We start from the raw sequence: 20,984 nt of genomic DNA, 5'->3' as shown, positions 1-20,984 counted from the left end.
GCGGACGGGCTGCGGGCCTGCCGAAGGACAGGCCCGCTTCGTGAACTGACTCGCGGCGTTTGTCTGAGCGCAGCGCGAAGCGCGTAGCGAGTTATGCCGCGGCCCGTCTGCCCGAGCACCGGAGGGGAGTCGGCGCGCAGCGCCGACCGCTCCACTTGAAGCGCCGACACGCCCTCACCGGCGCCAGGGCCGGACCGTCGCCCCGGTCCGCCGATCACCTGGCACAGCCAACCGCAGCCGCTGACCGCCAACCGCCAACCGTGGAACGACTAACCGACGAGCCCACGAGCCCACGAGCCCACGAGCCCACGAGCCCACGAGCCGACGCATCGAAGCATCGAAGCATCGAAGCATCGAAGCATCGAAGCATCGAAGCATCGAAGCATCGAAGCATGGACCACCCGCGCCCACTCAGGCAGCCACCGCCACCCCACCCCCCGCGTGCTCCGCGATGAACCGCTCGCACGCCTGCGCATCGGTCCACCACGGGAAGAACCCCGGCGGGTGGTTGAAGTTGTTGGCGATGGCATGGGCCACGCCCGGGATCTGGCCCGCCGCGCCCAGCAGGTTCAGCACATGGGGCGGCGGCGGCTCCAGCAGCGTGTTGGTCCAGCGCACCACGTGCTGGGCATAGTCCCAGAAGCGCTCGAAGGTCGCGGTCATCCAGGCCGCGTCGAAAGGCGCATCGCCGCGCGCCACGATGGCGTCGTGCACCACCTTGAAGGCCTTGGTCGCGTTGTTGGAGCCCTGGCCCGTGATCGGGTCGTTCACGCACACTGCGTCACCCATGCCGAAGACCTGGCGGCCCGAGGGCAGCGTGCCCACCGGCCGGCGCACCGTCGGCACGAAGCGGCCGGCCAGCACGCCGCCGTCGTCGGTCAGGCGCACATTGCGGCAGCGCTCGGCCTCCCAGGGCAGGTAGGTGTCGAGGATCTTCAGGCTCTGCCGCAGATGGTCCTCGGGCGTGCGGATGTCGCTCCAGCAGTCCATCGGGCCGCCGGGCACGCCCTCGAACACCATGATCTCGCAGGGCCCGCTGAGCGTCAGCGCCGGGAAGACGAAATACTCGCCCACGCCCGGGATCAGGTTGAAGCACACCCGCGAGTAGGGCGTGCGCGGCGCCATGCCGTGCACATAGGTCAGGGCCAGCGCGCGCATCGGCTGCGTGAACACGCTGCGCACCGGGTCGCGCTCGAACAGGCGGGTGATCTCGCCCTTGCCGGCGGACACCACCACCAGGTCATGCGTGGCGGCCAGCTCCTCCAGCTCGGCGATGCCGGCGTCCTGCAGCACGAGGTTGCCGCCGCGCTCGCGGAACAGTTCCATCCACGCCGGCATCTTCAGCCGCTGGTCCACCGCCTGGGCCGGACGGTCGAGCCGGGCAGACCAGTCGATCAGCCGCTCGCCACGGTGCTCCGGATGCGGCACCGTCAGGCCGATGCCTTCCACGGGCGGGCAGTCGTCGGCCCACCGGTCCAGGCCGAAGTCGCGCTCGATCTGCAGCGCGTTGTCGAACATGCACTGGCTGGACATCACCTTGCCCCGGCGCAGGTCGTCCGGGCTGCGGTTGGTGAGCAGGGTGACCTGGTCGCCCCGGCCCTGCAGGGCGAGGGCCAGGGGCAGGCCGGACTGGCCCGCTCCGACGATGGCGATCTTGCGGCTCATGGATGGTTCTCCTGGCGGATGCAGACGAAGAGGAAGGGAATGAACAAGTCAGGAAGGGGTTCGCGGTGCACCGGCGGGGTTGTCCCGACCGTGGCAGGGCCATGCTAGGAAGCGCCCCGCACCGCCGCTATCCGCTGGCCGCAGCGCCTGTCCGCCCGCTGCACGAGTTGCGCAGGCGACGCGGGGCAGGCCCAAATTGCTTGACAACTAAACTAAATGAGGAGGAGACTCCAACCCAAGCCATCGCAAAGGAGCCTCTCCATGAACATCGTCTGCATCGGCGGCGGGCCGGCCGGCCTGTACTTCGCACTGCTGATGAAGAAGCACAACCCCGGTCACCAGGTGACCGTGGTCGAGCGCAACAAGCCCTACGACACCTTCGGCTGGGGCGTGGTCTTCTCGGACGCGACCATGGAGAACATGCGTGCCTGCGACCGGGAGACGGCCGACGAGATCGAGCAGGCCTTCAACCACTGGGACGACATCGAGCTGCTGTTCAAGGGCCGGCGCATCCGCTCGGGCGGCCATGGCTTCGTGGGCATCGGCCGCAAGAAGCTGCTGAACATCCTGCAGGCGCGCTGCGAGGCGCTGGGCGTCAACCTGGTCTTCGAGACCGAGGCCGACAGCGACGCCGACTACCCCGACGCCGACCTCATCATCGCCAGCGACGGCGTCAACTCGCGCATCCGCAGCAAGTACTCCGACGTCTTCAAGCCCGACATCGTGGCGCGGCCCAACCGCTTCATCTGGCTGGGCACCAACAAGGTCTACGAGGCCTTCACCTTCGACTTCCAGCGCACCGAACACGGCTGGTTCCAGGCCCACATCTACAAGTTCGACGACACCACGTCGACCTTCATCGTCGAGACCACCGAGGACACCTGGAAGGCCCACGGCCTGGACCAGGCCGACCAGCAGCAGTCCATCGACTTCTGCGAGAAGATCTTTGCCGGCGACCTGCAGGGCGCGAAGCTGATGACCAATGCGCGGCACCTGCGCGGCTCGGCCTGGATCAACTTCCAGCGCGTGGTCTGCGAGCAGTGGTCGCTGCAGAACGAACACGGCAGCCACGTGGTGCTGATGGGCGACGCGGTGCACACGGCGCACTTCGCCATCGGCTCCGGCACCAAGCTGGCCATCGAGGACGCCATCGAGCTGGCCCGCCTGTTCGTCGCCCAGGGCGACACCCGCGCGCACATCCGCGAGGTGCTGAAGGCCTACCAGGAAGCCCGTCGCGTGGAGACGCTGCGCATCCAGAACGCGGCCTGGAACGCCATGGAATGGTTCGAGGTCTGCGGCAAGCGCTACTGCGACCAGCTGGAGCCCGAGCAGTTCATGTACTCGATGCTCACGCGCAGCCAGCGCATCAGCCACGAGAACCTGCGCCTGCGCGACCGCGGCTGGCTCGAAGGCTACGAGCGCTGGTTCGCGCAGCGCGCCGACGTGCCCGTGGCCGAGGGCAGGACCCCGCCGCCGCCCATGTTCACGCCCTACACGGTGCGCGGCGTCACGCTCAAGAACCGCATCGTGGTCTCGCCCATGGCGCAGTACTCGGCGGTGGACGGCGTGGCTGGCGACTACCACCTGGTGCACCTGGGCGCGCGCGCCCTGGGTGGCGCCGGGCTGGTCTTCGCCGAGATGACCTGCGTGAGCCCCGAGGGCCGCATCACCCCCGGCTGCCCCGGCCTGTACAAGCCCGAGCACACGATGGCTTTCAAGCGCATCGCGGATTGGATCCATGCCAACACCGATGCGAAGTTCGCCATCCAGATCGGCCATGCCGGCGCCAAGGCCTCCACCCGCCTGGCCTGGGACGGCATCGACCAGCCGCTGGAATCGGGCAACTGGCCGCTGCTGTCGGCCTCGCCGCAGCAGTACCTGGAGGGCGTGAGCCATCTGTCGCGCGGCATGACGCACGAGGACATGGCCGAGGTGAAGGCGCAGTTCGTCGCGTCCACCCGCGCTGCGGCCGAGGCCGGCGCCGACTGGCTGGAGCTGCACTGTGCCCACGGCTACCTGCTGTCGAGCTTCATCTCGCCGCTGACCAACCAGCGCACCGACGAGTACGGCGGCTCGCTCGAAAACCGCCTGCGTTATCCGCTCGAAGTGTTCGCCGCTGTGCGCGCCGCCTGGCCGGCGGACAAGCCGATCTCGGTGCGCATCTCGGCCCACGACTGGGTCGAGGGCGGCATCACGCCCGAAGACGCCGTGGCCATCGCCAAGGCCTTCAAGGCCGCGGGCGCGGACATGATCGACTGCTCCTCCGGCCAGGTGAGCAAGAAGGAAAAGCCGGTCTACGGCCGCATGTTCCAGACGCCCTTCGCCGACCGCATCCGGCAGGAGGCGGGCATTCCCACCATCGCCGTGGGCGCGATCAGCGAGGCCGACCATGCCAACAGCATCCTGGCCGCCGGCCGCGCCGACCTGTGCGCGGTGGCGCGTCCGCACCTGGCCAACCCGGCCTGGACGCTGACCGAGGCCGCCAAGATCGGCTACACGGCCATCCAATGGCCCAAGCAGTACCGCTCGGCCAAGCCGCAGATGGAAGCCAACTTCGCCCGCGAGAAGGCCATGGCCGAGGCCGCGGGGGCCGCCAAGTGAGCGGCGCCGCGGGCCCGCGCCATGCACTGGTGACCGGCGGCGGGCGCGGCATCGGCGCCGCCATTGCGCGGCGCCTGGTGGCCGAGGGCTGGCAGGTGACCGTGCTGGGCCGCAGCGCCGAGGCCGTGCAGGCCGTGGCGGCGGAAGATGCCGAGCACCTGTTCGCCGTCAGCGCCGACGTGGCCGACGCCGAGGCGGTGGCCGCCGCACTGGCCCAGGCCGAAGGCCGCTTCGGCCCGGTGGCCGCGCTGGTCAACAACGCCGGCCAGGCCGAGAGCGCGCCCTTCCACAAGATGGACATGGGCCTGTGGCAGCGCATGCTGGCCGTCAACCTGACCGGCACCATGGTCTGCAGCCAGGCCGTGCTGCCCGGCATGCTGGCGGCGGGCTGGGGCCGCATCGTCAACGTGGCGAGCACGGCGGGGCAGGTGGGCTATGCCTACGTGTCGGCCTACTGCGCGGCCAAGCACGGCGTGGTGGGCCTCACCCGCTCGCTGGCGCTGGAGCTGGCCACCAAGGGCATCACTGTCAACGCCGTGTGCCCGGGCTACACCGAGACCGACATCGTGCGCCAGAGCATCGAGCGTGTGGTCGCCAAGACCGGTCGCAGCCCCGCGGCCGCGCGAGCCGAACTCGTCAAGAGCAACCCGCAGGGCCGCCTGGTGCAGCCCGACGAGGTGGCCGATGCCGTCGCCTGGCTGTGCGGCCAGGGCGCGGGCGCCGTGACCGGCCAATCCATTTCCGTGGCGGGCGGCGAGGTCATGTGACCGCGCCGTCGCCTTCCGCCCCCCAAACGCAGACAGCAAAGAACGGAGACCGCATGAGCGAGAGCATTCCCCGCGTGGACCCGGCCCTGGTGGCCGGCAACCAGCGCCCCCTGGCCAGCTACGAGGCCAAGCACTTTCTCTGGTCGGTGAAGGACGGCGTGGCCACCATCGTGCTCGACCGGCCCGAGCGCAAGAACCCGCTCACCTTCGACAGCTATGCCGAGCTGCGCGACCTGTTCCACCAGCTCAAGTGGGCCGACGACGTGAAGGCGGTGGTGCTCACCGGCGCCGGCGGCAACTTCTGCTCGGGCGGCGACGTGCACGAGATCATCGGCCCGCTGGTGCGGCTGAAGGCGCCCGAGCTGCTGATGTTCACCCGCATGACCGGCGAGCTGGTCAAGACCATGCGTGCCTGCCCGCAGCCCATCGTGGCCGCCATCGACGGCGTGTGCGCCGGCGCCGGCGCCATCCTGGCCATGGCCTCGGACCTGCGCCTGGGCACGGCCCGCAGCAAGACCGCCTTCCTGTTCAACCGCGTGGGCCTGGCCGGCTGCGACATGGGCGCCTGCGCCATGCTGCCGCGCATCGTGGGCCAGGGCCGCGCGAGCGAGCTGCTCTACACCGGCCGCAGCCTGGGCGGCGAGGAGGGCGAGCGCTGGGGCTTCTTCAACCGCCTGTGCGCGCCCGACGAGGTGCTGGCCGAGGCCCAGAAGCTGGCCGCCCAGCTGACCGAAGGCCCCAGCTTCGCCAACGGCATCACCAAGACCATGCTGCACCAGGAATGGGCCATGACCATTGAGCAGGCCATCGAGGCCGAGGCCCAGGCCCAGGCGCTGTGCATGCTGACGCAGGACTTCACGCGGGCCTACGAGGCCTTCGTGGCGAAGCAGAAGCCCGTCTTCGAGGGGAACTGACGTGGCCGATATGACCTACCTCGATTGGCCCTTCTTCGAGCCGCACCACCGCGAGCTGGCGAAGGCCGTGGACGCCTGGGCCGCGCAGAACATCGCGCAGGACCATGGCCATGACGTGGACGCCGAATGCCGCGCGCTGGTCAAGGCGCTGGGCGCCGGCGGCTGGCTCAAGCATGCCGTCGGCGAATCGGCGCAGACCATGGACGCGCGCGCCATCTGCCTGATCCGCGAGACCCTGGCCCGCCACAGCGGCCTGGCCGACTTCGCCTTCGCCATGCAGGGCCTGGGCAGCGGGGCGATCAGCCTGCACGGTACGCCCGCGCAGCGCGAGCGCTACCTGACGCGCGTGGCCCGCGGCGAGGCCATCTCGGCCTTCGCGCTCTCCGAGCCCGATGCCGGCTCCGATGTGGCCGCCATGCAGTGCAGCGCGCGGCAGGACGGCGACCACTACGTGCTCGACGGCGAGAAGACCTGGATCTCCAACGGTGGCATCGCCGACTTCTACGTCGTGTTCGCGCGCACCGGCGAGGCCCCTGGCGCCCGGGGCATCAGCGCCTTCATCGTCGAAGCCGGCACGCCCGGCTTCGAGATCGCCGAGCGCATCGAGGTGATCGCGCCGCATCCGCTGGCCCGGCTGCGCTTCACCGGCTGCCGCGTTCCCGCCGGCCAGCGCGTGGGTGCGGCGGGCGAGGGCTTCAAGGTGGCGATGCGCACGCTCGACGTGTTCCGCACCTCGGTGGCCGCCGCCGCGCTGGGCTTTGCCCGCCGTGCCCTCGACGAGGCGCTGGCCCGTGCCACCACGCGCCGCATGTTCAACGGCGTGCTGGCCGACTTCCAGCTCACGCAGGCCAAGCTGGCGCAGATGGCCACCGCCATCGACAGCGCCGCGCTGCTGACCTACCGCGCCGCCTGGCGCCGCGACCGCGGCGAGCCGGTGACCAAGGACGCGGCCATGGCCAAGCTCACCGCCACCGAGAACGCGCAGCAGGTCATCGACGCCGCCGTGCAGATGTTCGGTGGCCTGGGCGTGGTGAGCGAGCAGCCGGTGGAGCGGCTCTACCGCGAGATCCGCGCCCTGCGCATCTACGAGGGCGCGACCGAGGTGCAGCAGCTCATCATCGCCCGCGAGCTGCTGCGCGAGGCCGGCACGCCCAAGGCCGCCTGAGCGCGCACGGCCGGAGACCGCCATGACCGCCAGCGCCCACGTCGACACCTTCGCACGCGAACACCTGCCGCCGCCCGAACAGCAGCCGGAGTTCATCTTCGAGATGCCCTCGCTGCAGATGCCCGCGCGCCTGAACTGCGCCACCGAACTGCTGGACCGCCACGTGGCCGAAGGCCGCGGCGACCGGCCCTGCATCCTGGCGCCCGGCCTGCGCTGGACCTATGCCGAGCTGCAGGACAAGGCCAACCGCATCGCCAACGTGCTGGTGACGCAGATGGGCCTGGTGCCGGGCAATCGCGTGCTGCTGCGCGCGCCCAACAACCCGATGCTCGCGGCCTGCTGGTTCGCGGTGATGAAGGCCGGCGGCATCGCCGTGGCCACCATGCCGCTGCTGCGCGCCAAGGAGCTGGTGCCCATCCTGGAGATCGGCCAGGTCACGCATGCGCTGTGCGACACCGCCCTGGCCGAAGAGCTGGCCCTCGCCGCGCAGAAGGCGCCGGTGCTCCAGCACATCCGCCACTTCCATGCCGACGGGCCCGAAGGCCTGGAGGCGCTGATGGCCGAGGCTTCGCCCGTCTTCGACAACGTGGACACGGCCGCCGACGACACCTGCCTGTTCGGCTTCACCTCGGGCACCACCGGCGTGCCCAAGGCGACCATGCACTTCCACCGCGACGTGATGGCGGTGTGCCATTGCTGGCCGCCGCACCTGCTGCGCGCCACGGCCGACGATGTGTTCATCGGCAGCCCGCCGCTGGCTTTCACCTTCGGGCTGGGCGGGCTGCTGCTCTTTCCCATGCATGTGGGCGCCTCGACCGTGCTGCTGGAAAAAGCCGGCCCGGCGCAACTGCTGCAGGGCATCCAGGACTTCGGCGCCACGGTGCTGTTCACCGCGCCCACGTCCTACCGGCTGCTGGCCGAGCAGGGCGCCGTGCTGCGCGCCACGCCGCTGCGCAAGTGCGTCTCGGCCGGCGAGGCACTGCCCGCCACCACGCGCGCGCTGTGGAAGCAGGCCACCGGCATCGAGCTGATCGACGGCATTGGCTCCACCGAGCTGCTGCACATCTTCATCTCGCACGACGAGGCCGGCGCGCGGCCCGGCGCCACCGGCAAGCCCGTGCCCGGCTACCGCGCCCGCATCGTGGACGAGCAAGGCCGTGAGGTGTCGCCTGGCACCGTGGGCCGGCTGGCGGTGCAGGGCCCGACGGGCTGCCGCTACCTGTCGGACCCGCGCCAGGCGCAGTACGTGCAGGGCGGCTGGAACCTCACGGGCGATGCCTATGTGATGGACGCCGACGGCTACTTCTTCTACCAGGCCCGCACCGACGACATGATCATCTCGGCCGGCTACAACATCGCCGCGCCCGAGGTGGAAGAGGCGTTGATGCAGCACCCGGCCGTGGCCGAATGCGCGGTCATCGGTGCGCCCGACGCCGACCGCGGCCAGATCGTGCAGGCCTTCGTGGTGCTGCGCGCCGGCCAGGGCGAGCCGGGCGAGGCCATGGTGCGCACGCTGCAGGACTTCGTGAAGGCCACCGTGGCGCCCTACAAGTACCCACGCTCGGTGGTCTTCGTGGCGCAGTTGCCGCGCACGCAGACGGGCAAGCTGCAGCGCTTCGTGCTCAAGCAGGCGGCGCAGACGGGAGCCACCCCGTGATCCGCATCGCCACCCCCGCCGACCCGGGCGAGGCCACCACCGAGGCATCGCCGGGCCGCTTCGCGCGCACGCAGCTCATCCGCTTCTCGCACTGCGACCCGGCCGGCATCGTCTTCTTTCCCCAGTACCTGGTGATGTTCAACCAGCTCGTCGAGGACTGGTTCAACGAGGGCCTGGGCGTCAACTACGCCGGCATGATCGCCGGCCGCCACATCGGCCTGCCCATCGTGCGGCTGGAGTGCGACTTCCGCGCCATCAGCCGGCTGGGCGACACGGTGCAGCTGGGCCTGTCCGTGGAGCGCGCGGGCGGCCGCTCGCTCACGCTGGCGCTCCAGTGCACCGGCACCGACGGCGAACTGCGCGTGGCCTCGCGGCAGGTGCTGGTGTTCACCAGCCTGCAGACGCACCGCGCCATCGACATCCCGCCGGACGTGCGCGAGGCGCTGGCGCGCTTCGCGCCCGATCCGGCCCACCCCTGAATCCCCCGTTTTTCCCCGCAGGAGTCCCGCATGCAAGTTCTTCTTCCTCCCGGCTGGCCGCGCCCCAAGGGCTATGCCAACGGCGTCACCGCCCGTGGCCGCATGGTCTTCGTGGCCGGCATGATCGGCTGGGATGCGCAGGGCGTGTTCCACACCGACGACCTGGGCGAGCAGGTGCGCCAGGCGCTGCAGAACGTCGTGGAGGTGCTGCGCGAAGCCGGCGCCAGCCCCGAGCACATCGTGCGCATGACCTGGTACGTGACCGACAAGCGCGAATACGTGGCCGCCTATCCGGCCATCGGCAAGCACTTCCGCGAACTCATCAACTGCTACAACGCCGCGATGACGGCGGTGGAGGTGTCGGCGCTGGTGGAGGACCGGGCCAAGGTGGAGATCGAGGTCACGGCGGTCGTGCCGGACTGATTCGAGCGATCGGGGGGCAGGCAGGGCTCACCAGCCCAGCCGCACGCGCCCCAGTGCCATGGCCGTGGCCGCCTGGGTGGGCTCCACGACCGGCAGGCCCAGCGCCTGGGCCAGCGGCTCGCGGAAGGTGGCCATTCCGGCGCAGCCCATCACCAGCACGTTCGCCCCTCGCTCGTCGCGCAGGCGCCGGCCAGCCTCGGTCATGGCGGCCAGCGTGGCCGGGCGGTCGGCCAGTGCCGACACGCCGCGGCCGATGGCGATCTCCCCCACGCAGCGCTGGGAGATGCCCATGGCGCCCCAGTTGCGCAGGTGGCGCGGAATCGATCCCGGCAGGATGGCGATGACGCCGAAGCCGTGGCCCAGCGTCATGGCGGTCAGCGCGGCCGATTCGCTGATGCCCAGCACCGGCACCGGCATGCTCTCGCGCAGCAGCTGCAGGCCGGGGTCGCTGAAGCAGGCGATGACGAACGCGGCCGCGTCGTCGCGATGGCGCTGCGCAAAGGCATGCACCCTCAGCGCCGCCTCATCCACGTGGGCCTGGGTCTCCACGCCCGGCGGGCCGTCATGCAGCGTCTCGCAGCGGATGGCGGGGCCGCCGGCCAGGCGCAGCGGCGCCACGGCCTCGTCCAGCCCGGCCGTCACCGCGGCGTTGCTGTTGGGATTGATGACGTAGAGGGTGCGGGTCATTCGGGGCGGGGCAGGCGGGCGTTCCGAAAAGTCTACGGCCGGCCTGCGCGGCATGGCACTTGCTAAAACGTGGGTCGCCATTAACCCGTTGTTATGGGCCGCCACGCGGGCGGACGCATCCCATGTCTTTGAACCTGCGCCAGATCGAGGTGTTCCGGGCCGTCATGACCACCGGTTCCATCAGCGGCGCCTCGCAGCTGCTCTTCGTCTCGCAGCCGGCGGTCAGCCGGCTGCTGTCCCACACCGAGGCGCGGGTCGGCTTTGCGCTGTTCGAGCGGATCAAGGGCCGCCTGTATGCCACCCCCGAGGCCAAGAAGCTGTTCCGCGAGGTGGAGCATGTCTACACCGGCGTGCAGCGCGTCAACGTGCTTGCGCAGGAATTGCGGGACCACGGCGACGGCATCCTGAACATCGTCTCCAGCCCGAGCGTGGGCCAGATGCTCATCCCGCAGGCGGTGGCGCGCTTTCGCGAAGACCATCCCAACGTCAAGCTGACCTTCGAGTACCTGGCCTACGGGCCGCTGATCGAGCACGTGCTGCACCAGAAGGCGGACCTCGCGGTCACGCTGATGCCGGTCGACCATCCCAACCTGGAGACCTCGCTGCTGGGCTCTGCGCGCATGGTGTGCGCCTGCCCCTACGGCCATCCGCTCGCCGCGCGGGCCACCCTGACCGTGGCCGATCTGCTGCCCTGGCCCTTCGTGGCCTACAACCGCACGACGGCCTTCGGCCGCATGGTGGGCGAGCTGTTCGAGGCAGCGGGCGAGACCATGCGCGCGGCGGTGGAGGTGGGCTCGCCGCAGAACGCCTGCGCGATGGTGCAGGCCGGCGTGGGCATCGCCCTGGTGGACGAGTTCTCGGTGCGCAGCTGGCAGGCCAGTCGGCTCGTCGTGCGGCCGGTGCAGGGCGCCCATCTGCTGCATGCCAATGCGGTCCATCCCCGCTTCGAGCCGATGTCGCGCGTGGCCCAGGCCTTCACCGAGGTCCTGCGCGAATTGATGCATCCGGGTGCGGAGGCTCCCCAAGATGGAGCGCGGATGCACGCTTCGGCAGCTGCTTAACCTGGTGTTAAGGGCGGCGCACAAAAAGGCACGCGACAGCGCTCGGGCCGGCTCCAAATAATCCGCGGCATCGAAGCCAGCACGGCCTTCACCGCCGCATCATGACCCTTTCCGCTTCCCCGTCGACCGACTCGTTTGCCCAGGCGCGCGGCGTCTTCACCATCTGCCCCACGCCCTTCACGCAGGACGGCGCGCTGGACCTGGACAGCATCGCCACGCTGGTCGATTTCCAGATCGCGGCCGGCGTGGCCGGGCTGGCCATCCTGGGCTTCCTGGGCGAGGCGCACAAGCTGTCGCAGGCCGAGCGCACGCAGGTCGTCGCGGCCTTCGTGGGGGCGGCGCGCGGCCGGGTCCCGGTGTGGGTGGGCGTGCGGGCACTGGGCGTGGCCGGCGCCATCGAGCAGGCCCGCGAGGCAGAGGCGCTGGGCGCCGGCGCCGTCTTCGCCGCACCCATGGACAAGGTGTCGGACGCGCAGCAGTTCGCCTACTACGCGGAGCTGGCGCGCTCGGTGCGCATTCCGGTCGTGATCCACGACTTTCCCGACTCCTTCGGCACCGAGATCAGTGCCGAGCTGGTGGCGCGCCTGGGCCGCGAGGGCGGCGTGCCCATGATCAAGATGGAAGAGCCGCCCGTCGGCCAGAAGATCAGCCGCATCCGCGAACTGGCGGGCGAGCGCATGCGCATCTTCGGCGGGCTCGGCGGCGTGTACCTGCTGGAGGAGCTGCAGCGCGGCGCCGTGGGCACGATGACCGGCTTTGCCTTCCCCGAGGTGCTGGTGGGCATCCACCGCCGCTTCGAGGCCGGCGACGTCGAGGGGGCGGCCGCGATGTTCGACCGCTTCTGCCCGCTCATCCGCTACGAGTTCCAGCCACGGATCGGCCTGGCGCTGCGCAAGTACATCTACATGCGCCGCGGCGCCATCGCCTGCGATGCGATCCGTGCCCCCGGCATGCGCATCGACCCGCTCACGGCCCGCGAGCTGGAGGCCGTCGTCGCCCGCGTCGGCCTGCGCATCGATGCGCCTGCGCCTGCGCTCTGAGTCTTCTGCGTTCCTCCTTCCTCTTCTCTTCGACAGAAAGCAACCATGGTCCTCCGTCCTTCTCTGCTCATGGCCGGCGTGATCGCCGCCTCCGCCGCCGTGCTGTCCCTGCCGGCGGCGGCCCAGTCCCGCGCCGAGACCCTGCGCTTCGTCAGCGGCGGCAACGTGAACACGCTGGACCCGACCATGCTCGGCAGCACCCGCGAATCCTTCTCGGTGGGCATGGCCACCTATGACCGGCTCGTGGCCTTCGGCACCAAGCCGCAGGGCGACAGCACGGTGTTCGACCTCAGCAACATCCGTGGCGAGCTGGCCGAGCGCTTCGAGGTCAGTCCCGACGGGCTGACCCTGACCTTCCATCTGCGCAAGGACGCGAAGTTCCAGGACGGCACCCCCGTCACGGCCGACGACGTGAAGTGGTCGCTGGACCGCGCCGTCAGCGCCAAGTCGCTGGCGGCCGCGCAGCTGCTGACCGGCTCCATGACCAGCCCCAGCCAGTTCAAGGTGGTCGATGCCCACACCTTCCAGGTCAGCCTGCCCCAGCCCGACCGGCTGGCGCTGCCCAACCTGGCCACCGTCTACCCGATCATCATCAATTCGAAGGTGGCCAAGGCCCATGCCACGGCCGAGGACCCCTGGGCGCAGGAATGGCTCAAGAGCAACACGGCCGGCAGCGGCGCCTACGTGATCGAGAGCTTCAAGCCGGGCGAGCAGGTGGTGCTCAAGCGCAACGACGCCTGGACGCGCGGCCCCGGCGGCAAGCCGGCGAGCTTTCGCCGCGTGATCGCCCAGACCATCCCGGAGGCCGCCACGCGCGCCAACCTGGTGGAGCGCGGCGACGCCGACCTGGTCATCGACCTGCAGGCCAGCGACGCGGCGGCGCTGCAGGCCAAGGGCAAGGTGAAAGTGATCTCCACGCCCATGTACAACGCCGTGACCTTCGTCTCGTTCAACACGCAGATGCCGCCCTTCGACAAGGTCAAGGTGCGCCAGGCCATCGCCTATGCGCTTCCCTACGACGACATGTTCAAGGCGGCGCTGTTCGGCCGCGGCAAGCCGCTGTTCAACGCCACCTGGACCGCCGCCGGCCCCGGTCCCGAATACCCGGTCGCGCAACCCGTCAAGCTCGACCTCGCGCGCGCCAAGCAGCTGTTGACCGAGGCGGGCTTTCCCAACGGCTTCGAGACCAGCTTCTCCTTCAACCTGGGGCAGGCGGGCGTGGCGGAACCCATGGCGGCGCTGATCAAGGAGTCGCTGGCGAAGATCAACATCAAGGTCGACATCCAGAAGCTGCCCGACGCCCAGATGTCCACGATGGTCACCGAGAAGAAGCTGCCCTTCTTCACCGAGAACATCGCCGCCTGGCTCCCGGCGACCGACTACTACTACCGCAACTTCTACACCGGCAACCAGCGCTGGAACTACAGCTCGCTGAACGATCCGGCCCTGCAGCAACTCGCCGAGACGGCCCGCTTCGAGCCGGATGCGGCCAAGTACGCGGCGCAGTCGCGCAAGCTCAATGCCATGGCCTTCGAGCTGATGCCGCAGATTCCCGTGTGGCAGGCCAGCCAGGACGCGGTCATGGCGCCCTCGGTCGCGGGCTACGTCTACCAGTTCCATCGCCAGGCCGACTTCCGGGACCTGTCGCGCAAGTAAGCCCGACGCCGACGCGCCATGAGTCTCGCCGCCACCACCGCCCGCCGCATCGGCCGCCGCTTCGTCTCCTCGCTGCCGGCGCTGGTGGGGGTGCTGATCTTCACCTTCATGCTGATGCGGGTGCTGCCCGGCGACCCCGCCGTGTTCTTCGCCTCCGGCCCGAATGCCGGGCAGGCCGAGATCGACATGGTGCGCAAGCAGATGGGCCTGGACCGGCCCATGTACGAGCAGCTGGTGCTGTACGGCCGCGACGTGGCGACGGGCGACCTGGGCCGCTCGCTCACCACGGGCCAGCCGGTGGTGGACGATGTCCGCGCGCGGCTGCCGGCCTCGCTGGAGCTGACCTTCTGCGCGCTGCTGATCGCGCTGCTCGCGGCGGTGCCGCTGGGCATCGTGGCCGCGCTGCGCGCCGGCTCGCTCATCGACCATCTGGTGCGCATGCTGTGTGTCGCCGGCGTGTGCGTGCCGACCTTCGTGTCCGGCCTGCTGCTGGTCTACGTGTTCTATTACAAGCTGGGCATCGCGCCCGACCCCACGGGCCGGCTGGACGTGTTCGTCACCGCGCCGCCGCGCGTCACCGGCTTCCTGCTGATCGACTTCGCGGTGGCGGGCGACTTCGCGGGCTGGTGGAGCGCCGCCCGGCAACTGGTGCTGCCGGCGCTGACGATGGCCCTGTTTGTGCTCGCGCCCATCGCCCGCATCACGCGGGCCTCCATGCTGGCGGCCCTGGGCAGCGACTTCGTGCGCACCGCGCGCTCGCTCGGCATGGCGCCGTGGCGGGTCACGCTGGTGTATGCGCTGCGCAATGCCATCCTGCCCGTGCTCACCATCCTGGGCATCGTGTTCTCGACCATGCTGGGTGCCAACGTGCTGGTGGAGAAGGTCTTCTCCTGGCCCGGCGTCGCCTCGTACGCGCTCGACGCGCTGCTGGCCTCCGACTACGCGCCGGTGCAGGGCTTCGTGCTGCTCATGGCGTCCATCTTCGTGCTGGTCAACCTCACCATCGACATCCTCTACAGCGTGTGCGACCCACGCGTGTCCATCGAATGAAGAGCGCCACCCTCAACCATGCCGCGTGGGTGCTGCGCGGCAATCCGCTGACGGCCATCGCCGCCTTCGGTGTGACCGGGCTGTGCCTGGTGGCCGCCCTGGGGCCCTGGATCGTGCCCCACGATCCGCTGGCCTCCAACGTGGCCATCGCCCTGCAGCCGCCGAGTGCGGCGCACTGGGCGGGCACCGACCAGCTCGGCCGCGACGTGTTCAGCCGCACCATCGCCGCGGCGCGGCTCGACCTGGCGATCGCGGCCTCGGCGGTGAGCCTGTCCTTCGCGCTGGGCGCGGTGATCGGCAGCCTGTGCGGCTACATCGGCGGACGGCTGGACCGCGCCGTCGGCCGCTTCGTCGACGTGCTCATGGCCTTCCCGCTGTTCGTGCTGGCCATGGCGATGGTGGCGGCGCTGGGCAACCGGGTCGAGAACATCGTCATCGCGACGGCCTTCATCAACCTGCCCTTCTACATCCGCTTCGCGCGGACCGAGGTCAACGTGCGGCGCAATGCGGGCTGGGTCGAGTCGGCGCGGGCCTGCGGCGACTCGCACCTGTCGGTGGTGCTGCGCTTCCTGCTGCCCAACGTGCTGCCGGCCATGGCGGTGCAGGTGTCGCTCAACCTGGGCTGGGCGGTGCTCAATGCCGCCGGCCTGTCCTTCATCGGCCTGGGCGTGCAACAGCCCACGCCCGAGTGGGGAATCATGGTGGCCGAGGGTGCCCGCTTCATCTCCACCGGCAACTGGTGGCTGGTGGCCTGCCCGGGCTTCGCCCTGATGACCGCGGTGCTGTTCTTCAACCTGCTGGGCGACGGGCTGCGCGACATCCTCGACCCGAGGATGCGGACATGAGCGCGCTTCCCCTCGCTGCCAAGGACGCCGGCACGGCGGGCGCCCGCCTGCTCGACGTCGAGGACCTGCAGGTCAGCTTTTCCACGCGACGCGGCAGGGTGGAGGCCGTGCGCGGCGTCAGCCTGTCCCTAGATGCCGGCGAGACGCTGGGCATCGTGGGCGAAAGCGGATCCGGCAAGTCGGTGACGGCCTTCGCCGTGACGCACCTGCTGGAGGCTGCGGGCCGCATCACCGGCGGGCGCATCGCCTACCGCGGGCGCGACATCACGCGGGCCAGTTGGAAGACGCTGCGCAGCACGCACGGCGCCGCGATCTCGATGATCTTCCAGAACCCCCGGGCGGCGCTCAACCCGATCCGCACGGTCGGCCTTCAGATCGCGGACGCGCTGCGCGTGCATGCGGACCTGGGCGCGGCCGAGGCGCGCGAGCGCGCCCTGGGGCTGCTGCGCGACGTGATGATCCGCGAGCCGGAGAAGCGCCTCGATGCCTATCCGCACGAGCTGTCCGGCGGCATGTGCCAGCGCGTGATGATCGCGATGGCCATCGCCAGCGAACCGGCGTTGCTGATCGCCGACGAGCCCACGACCGGCCTGGACGTCACCACGCAGAAGACGGTGATGGATCTGCTGGCGGACATCGCCCGCCGTCGTGGCATGGCGATCATCCTCATCACCCACGACCTGGGCCTGGCGGCCACCTACTGCCAGCGCGTGGTCGTGATGGAGCAGGGCCGCATCGTGGAGCAGGCACCGCCGCTGCAGCTGTTCCAGGCGCCCCGGCATCCGTACACGCAGCGGCTGGTGGCGGCCTCGCCCACGCCCACGTCGACCATCGCCGACCTGGTCGCCGGGACGCCCGAAGGCGCCGCCGCCCCGGCACGCCTGCCGGTGGCGCAGGTGCCCCAGCCGCCCGGCACGCCGCCCTTGCTGGAGGTGCAGGGCGTGGCCAAGCACTTCGACGGCGGCATCGTCGCCGTGCACGACGTCAGCTTCCGCCTGGCGCGCGGCGAAAGCCTGGGGCTGGTCGGCGAGTCGGGCTCGGGCAAGAGCACGCTGTCGCGCATCCTGTGCCGGCTGATCGACGCCACGCACGGCGAGGTGCTGTTCGACGGCCAGACGCTCAGCGGCATTCCGGCGCGCGACTTCCACCGTTCGCCGCTGCGGCGCGAGGTGCAGCTCGTGTTCCAGGACCCGCATGACAGCCTGAATCCGCGCTTCTCGGCCTGGGACTGCATCGCCCATCCGCTGCGCCGCCTCATGGGTCTGAAGGGCCATGCCGAGCTGGACCGTGCCGTGCGCGACTGCGCCGCCCGCGCCGGGCTGCCCGGCGAGCTGCTCGACCGCTTTCCGCACCAGCTCTCGGGCGGGCAGAAGGCGCGCGTGGGCATCGCCCGGGCCATCGCCTGCAAGCCGCGCCTGCTGATCCTGGACGAGCCCACGGCGGCGCTGGACGTGTCGGTGCAGGCGGTGATCCTGCAGCTGTTGGACCGGTTGCGGCGCGAGGAGGGCCTGGCCTTCGTCTTCGTCAGCCACGACCTGAACGTGGTGCGCATGATGTGCGAGCGCACCCTCGTCCTGCGCAATGGCCGCGTGGTGGAGGAGGGGCGCAGCACCGAGCTCTTCAGCGCCCCGCAGTCCGACTACACCCGAGCGCTGATCGACGCCATCCCGCATGTGGCGCTGGCCGAGCCGCGAAAGCGCGCCGCATGAGCGCCCGTCCGGCCGCTGCGCATGAGGCGCACACCGCAGGCACCGCCGAAGGCCGACCGCTCAGGGCACTCGTCTTCGGCGGCGCCGGCTTCGTCGGCCTGAACGTCGCACAGCACCTGCTGGGCGCCGGCGATGAGGTGCTGCTGTTCGACCGCAATGCGATCCCCGAGGCTGCGCAGGCCGCCTTCGACGCGCTGCCGGGCCGCTGGCGCGCGCTGTGTGGCGACGTCACCGACGCCGAGGCGGTGCGCGAAGCCGTGTCGCCGGGCCTCGACGTGCTGGTGCTGGGCGCGGCCGTCACGGCCGGCACGCAGCGCGAGGCGGACGATCCGGCGGGCATCCTGCAGGTCAATGTGCTGGCGCTGCCCGGCATCCTTCAGGCCGCGCGCGCCGCGGGTGTGCGCCGCGTGATCCAGCTCAGCTCGGCCGCGGTCTATGGCCGCGCCGCGCTGGGGGGCGAGCCGGTGGCCGAGACGGCGCCACCGCAGCCCGTCGGCTTGTATGGCATCTCCCGGCTGAGCGCGGAGATGGTGGCGTTGCGCCTGGGCGAGCTGTACGGGCTCGACGTGGTCAACCTGCGCCTCAGTGGCGTCTTCGGCCCGTGGGAGCACCGCACCGGCGTGCGCGACACCCTGAGCCCGCAGTTCCAGATCGCCGAGGCGGCCCATGCCGGCCGCCCGGCCCTGCTGCCCCGCGCCGGCCTGCGCGACTGGATCTACGCGCCCGACGTGGCGCGGGCCGTCGCGGCCGTCGCGCGGGCACCGGCGCTGCCTTCGCGTTGCTACAACGTCTCGGCCCCGGCGGCCTGGACGGTGCTGGACTGGGGCCGGCACTACGCCGCCGGGCGGCCCGGCTTCGCGTGCCGAGTGGTGCAGCCGGGCGAGGCACCCACCATCGACCTGCATGCCGAGACGGACCGGGCACCGCTGTCCGTGGCCCGCATCGCGGCCGACCTCGGCTGGCAGGCGCAATGGGGCTGCGCGGATTCGGCCCATGCGCTGGATGCGTGGCACGGGACGCACGACACCCTCTGGAGAAAGAACCCATGCGATTGAAGGATCAGGTCGCCGTCGTCACCGGCGGCGGCTCGGGCATCGGCGCGGCCTGTGCGCAGCTGTTCGCCCAGGAGGGCGCCCGCGTGGCCGTGGTCGATCGGCACGCCGACGCCGCCGAGGCCACCGTCGCGGCGATCGAGGCGGCGGGCGGCACGGCCTGCGCCTTCGGCTCGGACGTCGGGCAGCCGGGCACCGCCGATGCCGACGCGGCCCAGGTGCTGGCCCGCTGGGGCCGCATCGACGTGCTCGTGTGCGCTGCCGGCTTCTCCTGCGGCGGCACGGTGACCACCGTCGATCCGGCCGACTGGCAGGCCGTGTTCCGCGCCAACGTGGACGGCACCTGGCTGTGGGCGCGCGCGGCCATTCCGGCGATGCAGCGCCAGGGCGGCGGTGCGGTCGTCACCCTGGCCTCGCAGCTCGCGCTGGCCGGCGGCCGCGGCAACAGTGCCTACATCGCGGCCAAGGGCGCGATCCTGAGCCTGACGCGCACCATGGCCCTCGATTACGCGGCGGATGGCATCCGCGTCAACGCAATCGCGCCGGGCGCGATCGACACGCCCATGCTGGCGCGGGGCTTCGCGCGCCAGCCCGACCCGGCGCAGGCCCGCGCGGCGTCGATGCAGCGCCACGCGCTGGGCCGCTTCGGCCGCGCCGAAGACATTGCCGCCGCGGCGCTGCACCTGGCCAGCGACGCGGGCGCTTTCATGACGGGGACCACGATGGTGGTCGATGGTGGATGGACTGCAGCATGACGGATTCAGAGAGCAACGAACACGGACCCGCGGCACTGGCCGCGCTGGAAGCGCGCCTGAAGCGCGAACTGGCCTTCATCGCCCACCCGGCGCAGCCCTGGCTCACGCCCCGCACCGGGCCGGACGGCGCGCCCGCGCTGGACGTGCTCATCGTCGGCGGCGGGCAGGGCGGCTGCGCGGCGGCCTTCGGCCTGCTGCGCTCCAAGGTCGACAACCTGCTGGTCATCGACGCGGCGCCCGCCGGCCAGGAAGGGCCGTGGAACACCTATGCGCGCATGCACACGCTGCGCAACCCCAAGGAATTCACCGGGCCCGACCTGGACATCCCCGGCCTGACCTGCCAGTCCTGGTACTCGGCCCGCTTCGGCGCGGCCGCCTGGGAGGCCCTGGACATGCTGCCCAAGGAACTGTGGTGCGAGTACCTGCTGTGGGTGCGCCGCGTGGTCGGCGTGCCGGTGCAGAACGACACGCGGCTGCTGCGCATCGCGCCCGCGGGCCCGGACGGCCTGCTGGCGGCGGAGGTCGAATCCGGCGGGCAGCGGCGCACGCTCTACACCCGCAAGATCGTGCTGGCCACGGGGCAGGAAGGCGTCGGCCGCTGGTCGATCCCGCGCGCCCTGGCCGGCCTGCCGGCGGACCGCTGCGTGAACTCGGCCGAGCCCTTCGACTTCGGCCGCGTGGCCGGCAAGGTGGTGACCGTGATCGGGGCCGGTGCCTCCGCCTTCGACAACGCCGCCGCCGCGCTGGAGGCGGGCGCCGCCGAGGTGCACCTGCTGTGCCGACGTCTGGCGCCCCAGGTCGTCCAGCCCTACCGCTGGCTCACCTTCCGCGGCTTCATGCGCCACCTCTCCGACCTGGACGACCGCTGGCGCTGGCGCTTCATGCAGTACATCCTGGGCATGCGCGAAGGCTTTCCGCAGGGCACCTACGACCGCTGCGCCCGCCATGCCGGCTTCCACCTGCGCACCGGCGCCGGTGTGCAGGCCAGCCAGTGGGACGCCGCATCGGGCCGCATCGTGCTGGAGACGCCGCAGGGCGCGCTGCACACCGACTACGTGATCGCCGCCACCGGCATCGAGGTGGACTTCCACGCCCGCCCCGAACTGGCCGCCTGCGCCGGCAACATCGCGACATGGGGCGACCGCTACACGCCGCCCGACGACGAGCGCAACCCGCGCCTGGCGGCCTTTCCGTACCTGGCGGACGACCATGCCTTCACCGAGCGCGAGCCCGGCCTCACACCCTGGCTGCGCGACGTCCACCTGTTCGCCATCGGCGCGACGATGAGCTTCGGTGCCTCGGGCTCGTCGATCAACGCGCTGACCACCGCCATTCCCAAGCTGGTCCACGGCATCACGCGCGGCCTGTTCCGCGACGATGTCGAGGCGCACTGGCAATCGCTGCTGCGCTACGACGTGCCCCAGGCCGTGATCGCGCCGCAGCACAACGGAGGCTGAG

Annotated in this window: 18 protein-coding genes; 16 read left to right on the top strand and 2 right to left on the bottom strand. The window is 70.9% G+C overall.

Going from position 1 to position 20,984, the window contains the following annotated elements; genetic code table 11:
- Positions 1 to 411: 411 nt before the first annotated feature.
- On the bottom strand, positions 412 to 1,665 hold the full coding sequence (locus tag L0984_RS24415) for a styrene monooxygenase/indole monooxygenase family protein (protein WP_234196937.1): 1,254 nt from the start codon (positions 1,663 to 1,665) through the stop codon (positions 412 to 414).
- Between the two features lie 261 nt (positions 1,666 to 1,926).
- Here L0984_RS24415 and L0984_RS24410 point away from each other — a divergent pair, with 261 nt between their 5' ends.
- From L0984_RS24410 to L0984_RS24380, 7 genes are read left to right on the top strand one after another with little or no spacing between them, the layout of a single operon-like run.
- Complete coding sequence (locus L0984_RS24410) at positions 1,927 to 4,266, top strand: bifunctional salicylyl-CoA 5-hydroxylase/oxidoreductase (RefSeq protein WP_234196936.1); 2,340 nt, start codon at positions 1,927 to 1,929, stop codon at positions 4,264 to 4,266.
- Positions 4,263 to 5,033 (top strand): SDR family NAD(P)-dependent oxidoreductase, encoded by a 771-nt coding sequence (locus tag L0984_RS24405; RefSeq protein WP_234196935.1) that lies wholly within the window; start codon positions 4,263 to 4,265, stop codon positions 5,031 to 5,033. Before L0984_RS24410 ends, L0984_RS24405 begins: the two co-directional genes overlap by 4 nt.
- Before the next feature lie 53 nt (positions 5,034 to 5,086).
- Positions 5,087 to 5,947, top strand: coding sequence for an enoyl-CoA hydratase family protein (locus L0984_RS24400; RefSeq protein ID WP_234196934.1), 861 nt, complete (start codon positions 5,087 to 5,089; stop codon positions 5,945 to 5,947).
- Between the two features lies 1 nt (position 5,948).
- Positions 5,949 to 7,112: an acyl-CoA dehydrogenase family protein gene (locus L0984_RS24395; protein WP_234196933.1), complete on the top strand. Its 1,164-nt coding sequence runs from the start codon at positions 5,949 to 5,951 to the stop codon at positions 7,110 to 7,112.
- 22 nt (positions 7,113 to 7,134) lie between these two features.
- Positions 7,135 to 8,769 carry an AMP-binding protein gene (locus L0984_RS24390; RefSeq protein ID WP_234196932.1) on the top strand — a complete coding sequence of 545 codons (1,635 nt, stop codon included), beginning with the start codon at positions 7,135 to 7,137 and terminating at the stop codon, positions 8,767 to 8,769.
- A 5-nt stretch (positions 8,770 to 8,774) separates the two neighbouring features.
- Entirely contained in the window at positions 8,775 to 9,248 is a 474-nt protein-coding gene (locus L0984_RS24385) for an acyl-CoA thioesterase (protein WP_370646178.1), read from the top strand.
- A gap of 30 nt (positions 9,249 to 9,278) precedes the next feature.
- Positions 9,279 to 9,671, top strand: a complete 393-nt coding sequence (locus L0984_RS24380) for a RidA family protein (RefSeq protein WP_234196931.1) — start codon at positions 9,279 to 9,281, stop codon at positions 9,669 to 9,671.
- Positions 9,672 to 9,698: 27 nt separating this feature from the next.
- Here L0984_RS24380 and L0984_RS24375 read toward each other — a convergent pair whose 3' ends face one another.
- Positions 9,699 to 10,358, bottom strand: coding sequence for an aspartate/glutamate racemase family protein (locus L0984_RS24375; protein ID WP_234196930.1), 660 nt, complete (start codon positions 10,356 to 10,358; stop codon positions 9,699 to 9,701).
- Between the two features lie 122 nt (positions 10,359 to 10,480).
- Between L0984_RS24375 and L0984_RS24370 the strand changes: the two genes are divergently transcribed.
- From L0984_RS24370 to L0984_RS24330, 9 genes are all read left to right on the top strand, one after another.
- On the top strand, positions 10,481 to 11,419 hold the full coding sequence (locus tag L0984_RS24370; RefSeq protein ID WP_234196929.1) for a LysR substrate-binding domain-containing protein: 939 nt from the start codon (positions 10,481 to 10,483) through the stop codon (positions 11,417 to 11,419).
- Positions 11,420 to 11,520: 101 nt separating this feature from the next.
- Positions 11,521 to 12,459, top strand: coding sequence for a dihydrodipicolinate synthase family protein (locus L0984_RS24365; RefSeq protein ID WP_234196928.1), 939 nt, complete (start codon positions 11,521 to 11,523; stop codon positions 12,457 to 12,459).
- Positions 12,460 to 12,504: 45 nt separating this feature from the next.
- Positions 12,505 to 14,115 (top strand): ABC transporter substrate-binding protein, encoded by a 1,611-nt coding sequence (locus tag L0984_RS24360; RefSeq protein ID WP_234196927.1) that lies wholly within the window; start codon positions 12,505 to 12,507, stop codon positions 14,113 to 14,115.
- Between the two features lie 18 nt (positions 14,116 to 14,133).
- Positions 14,134 to 15,165: an ABC transporter permease gene (locus L0984_RS24355; protein ID WP_234196926.1), complete on the top strand. Its 1,032-nt coding sequence runs from the start codon at positions 14,134 to 14,136 to the stop codon at positions 15,163 to 15,165.
- Positions 15,162 to 16,010, top strand: coding sequence for an ABC transporter permease (locus L0984_RS24350; RefSeq protein ID WP_234196925.1), 849 nt, complete (start codon positions 15,162 to 15,164; stop codon positions 16,008 to 16,010). Before L0984_RS24355 ends, L0984_RS24350 begins: the two co-directional genes overlap by 4 nt.
- Positions 16,007 to 17,719 carry a dipeptide ABC transporter ATP-binding protein gene (locus L0984_RS24345; protein ID WP_234196924.1) on the top strand — a complete coding sequence of 571 codons (1,713 nt, stop codon included), beginning with the start codon at positions 16,007 to 16,009 and terminating at the stop codon, positions 17,717 to 17,719. Before L0984_RS24350 ends, L0984_RS24345 begins: the two co-directional genes overlap by 4 nt.
- A complete protein-coding gene (locus L0984_RS24340; protein WP_234196923.1) occupies positions 17,716 to 18,774 on the top strand; it encodes an NAD-dependent epimerase/dehydratase family protein in 1,059 nt (352 codons plus the stop codon). Before L0984_RS24345 ends, L0984_RS24340 begins: the two co-directional genes overlap by 4 nt.
- Positions 18,765 to 19,526, top strand: coding sequence for an SDR family oxidoreductase (locus L0984_RS24335; RefSeq protein ID WP_234196922.1), 762 nt, complete (start codon positions 18,765 to 18,767; stop codon positions 19,524 to 19,526). The genes L0984_RS24340 and L0984_RS24335 overlap by 10 nt, the downstream gene beginning before the upstream one ends.
- Positions 19,523 to 20,983 (top strand): FAD-dependent oxidoreductase, encoded by a 1,461-nt coding sequence (locus L0984_RS24330; RefSeq protein WP_234196921.1) that lies wholly within the window; start codon positions 19,523 to 19,525, stop codon positions 20,981 to 20,983. Before L0984_RS24335 ends, L0984_RS24330 begins: the two co-directional genes overlap by 4 nt.
- Position 20,984: the final 1 nt, after the last annotated feature.

It is taken from the genome of Pseudacidovorax sp. NFM-22 (assembly GCF_021401245.1).
GTDB lineage: Bacteria > Pseudomonadota > Gammaproteobacteria > Burkholderiales > Burkholderiaceae_C > Xenophilus.
This window is presented reverse-complemented; position numbering and strand designations above follow the sequence as displayed.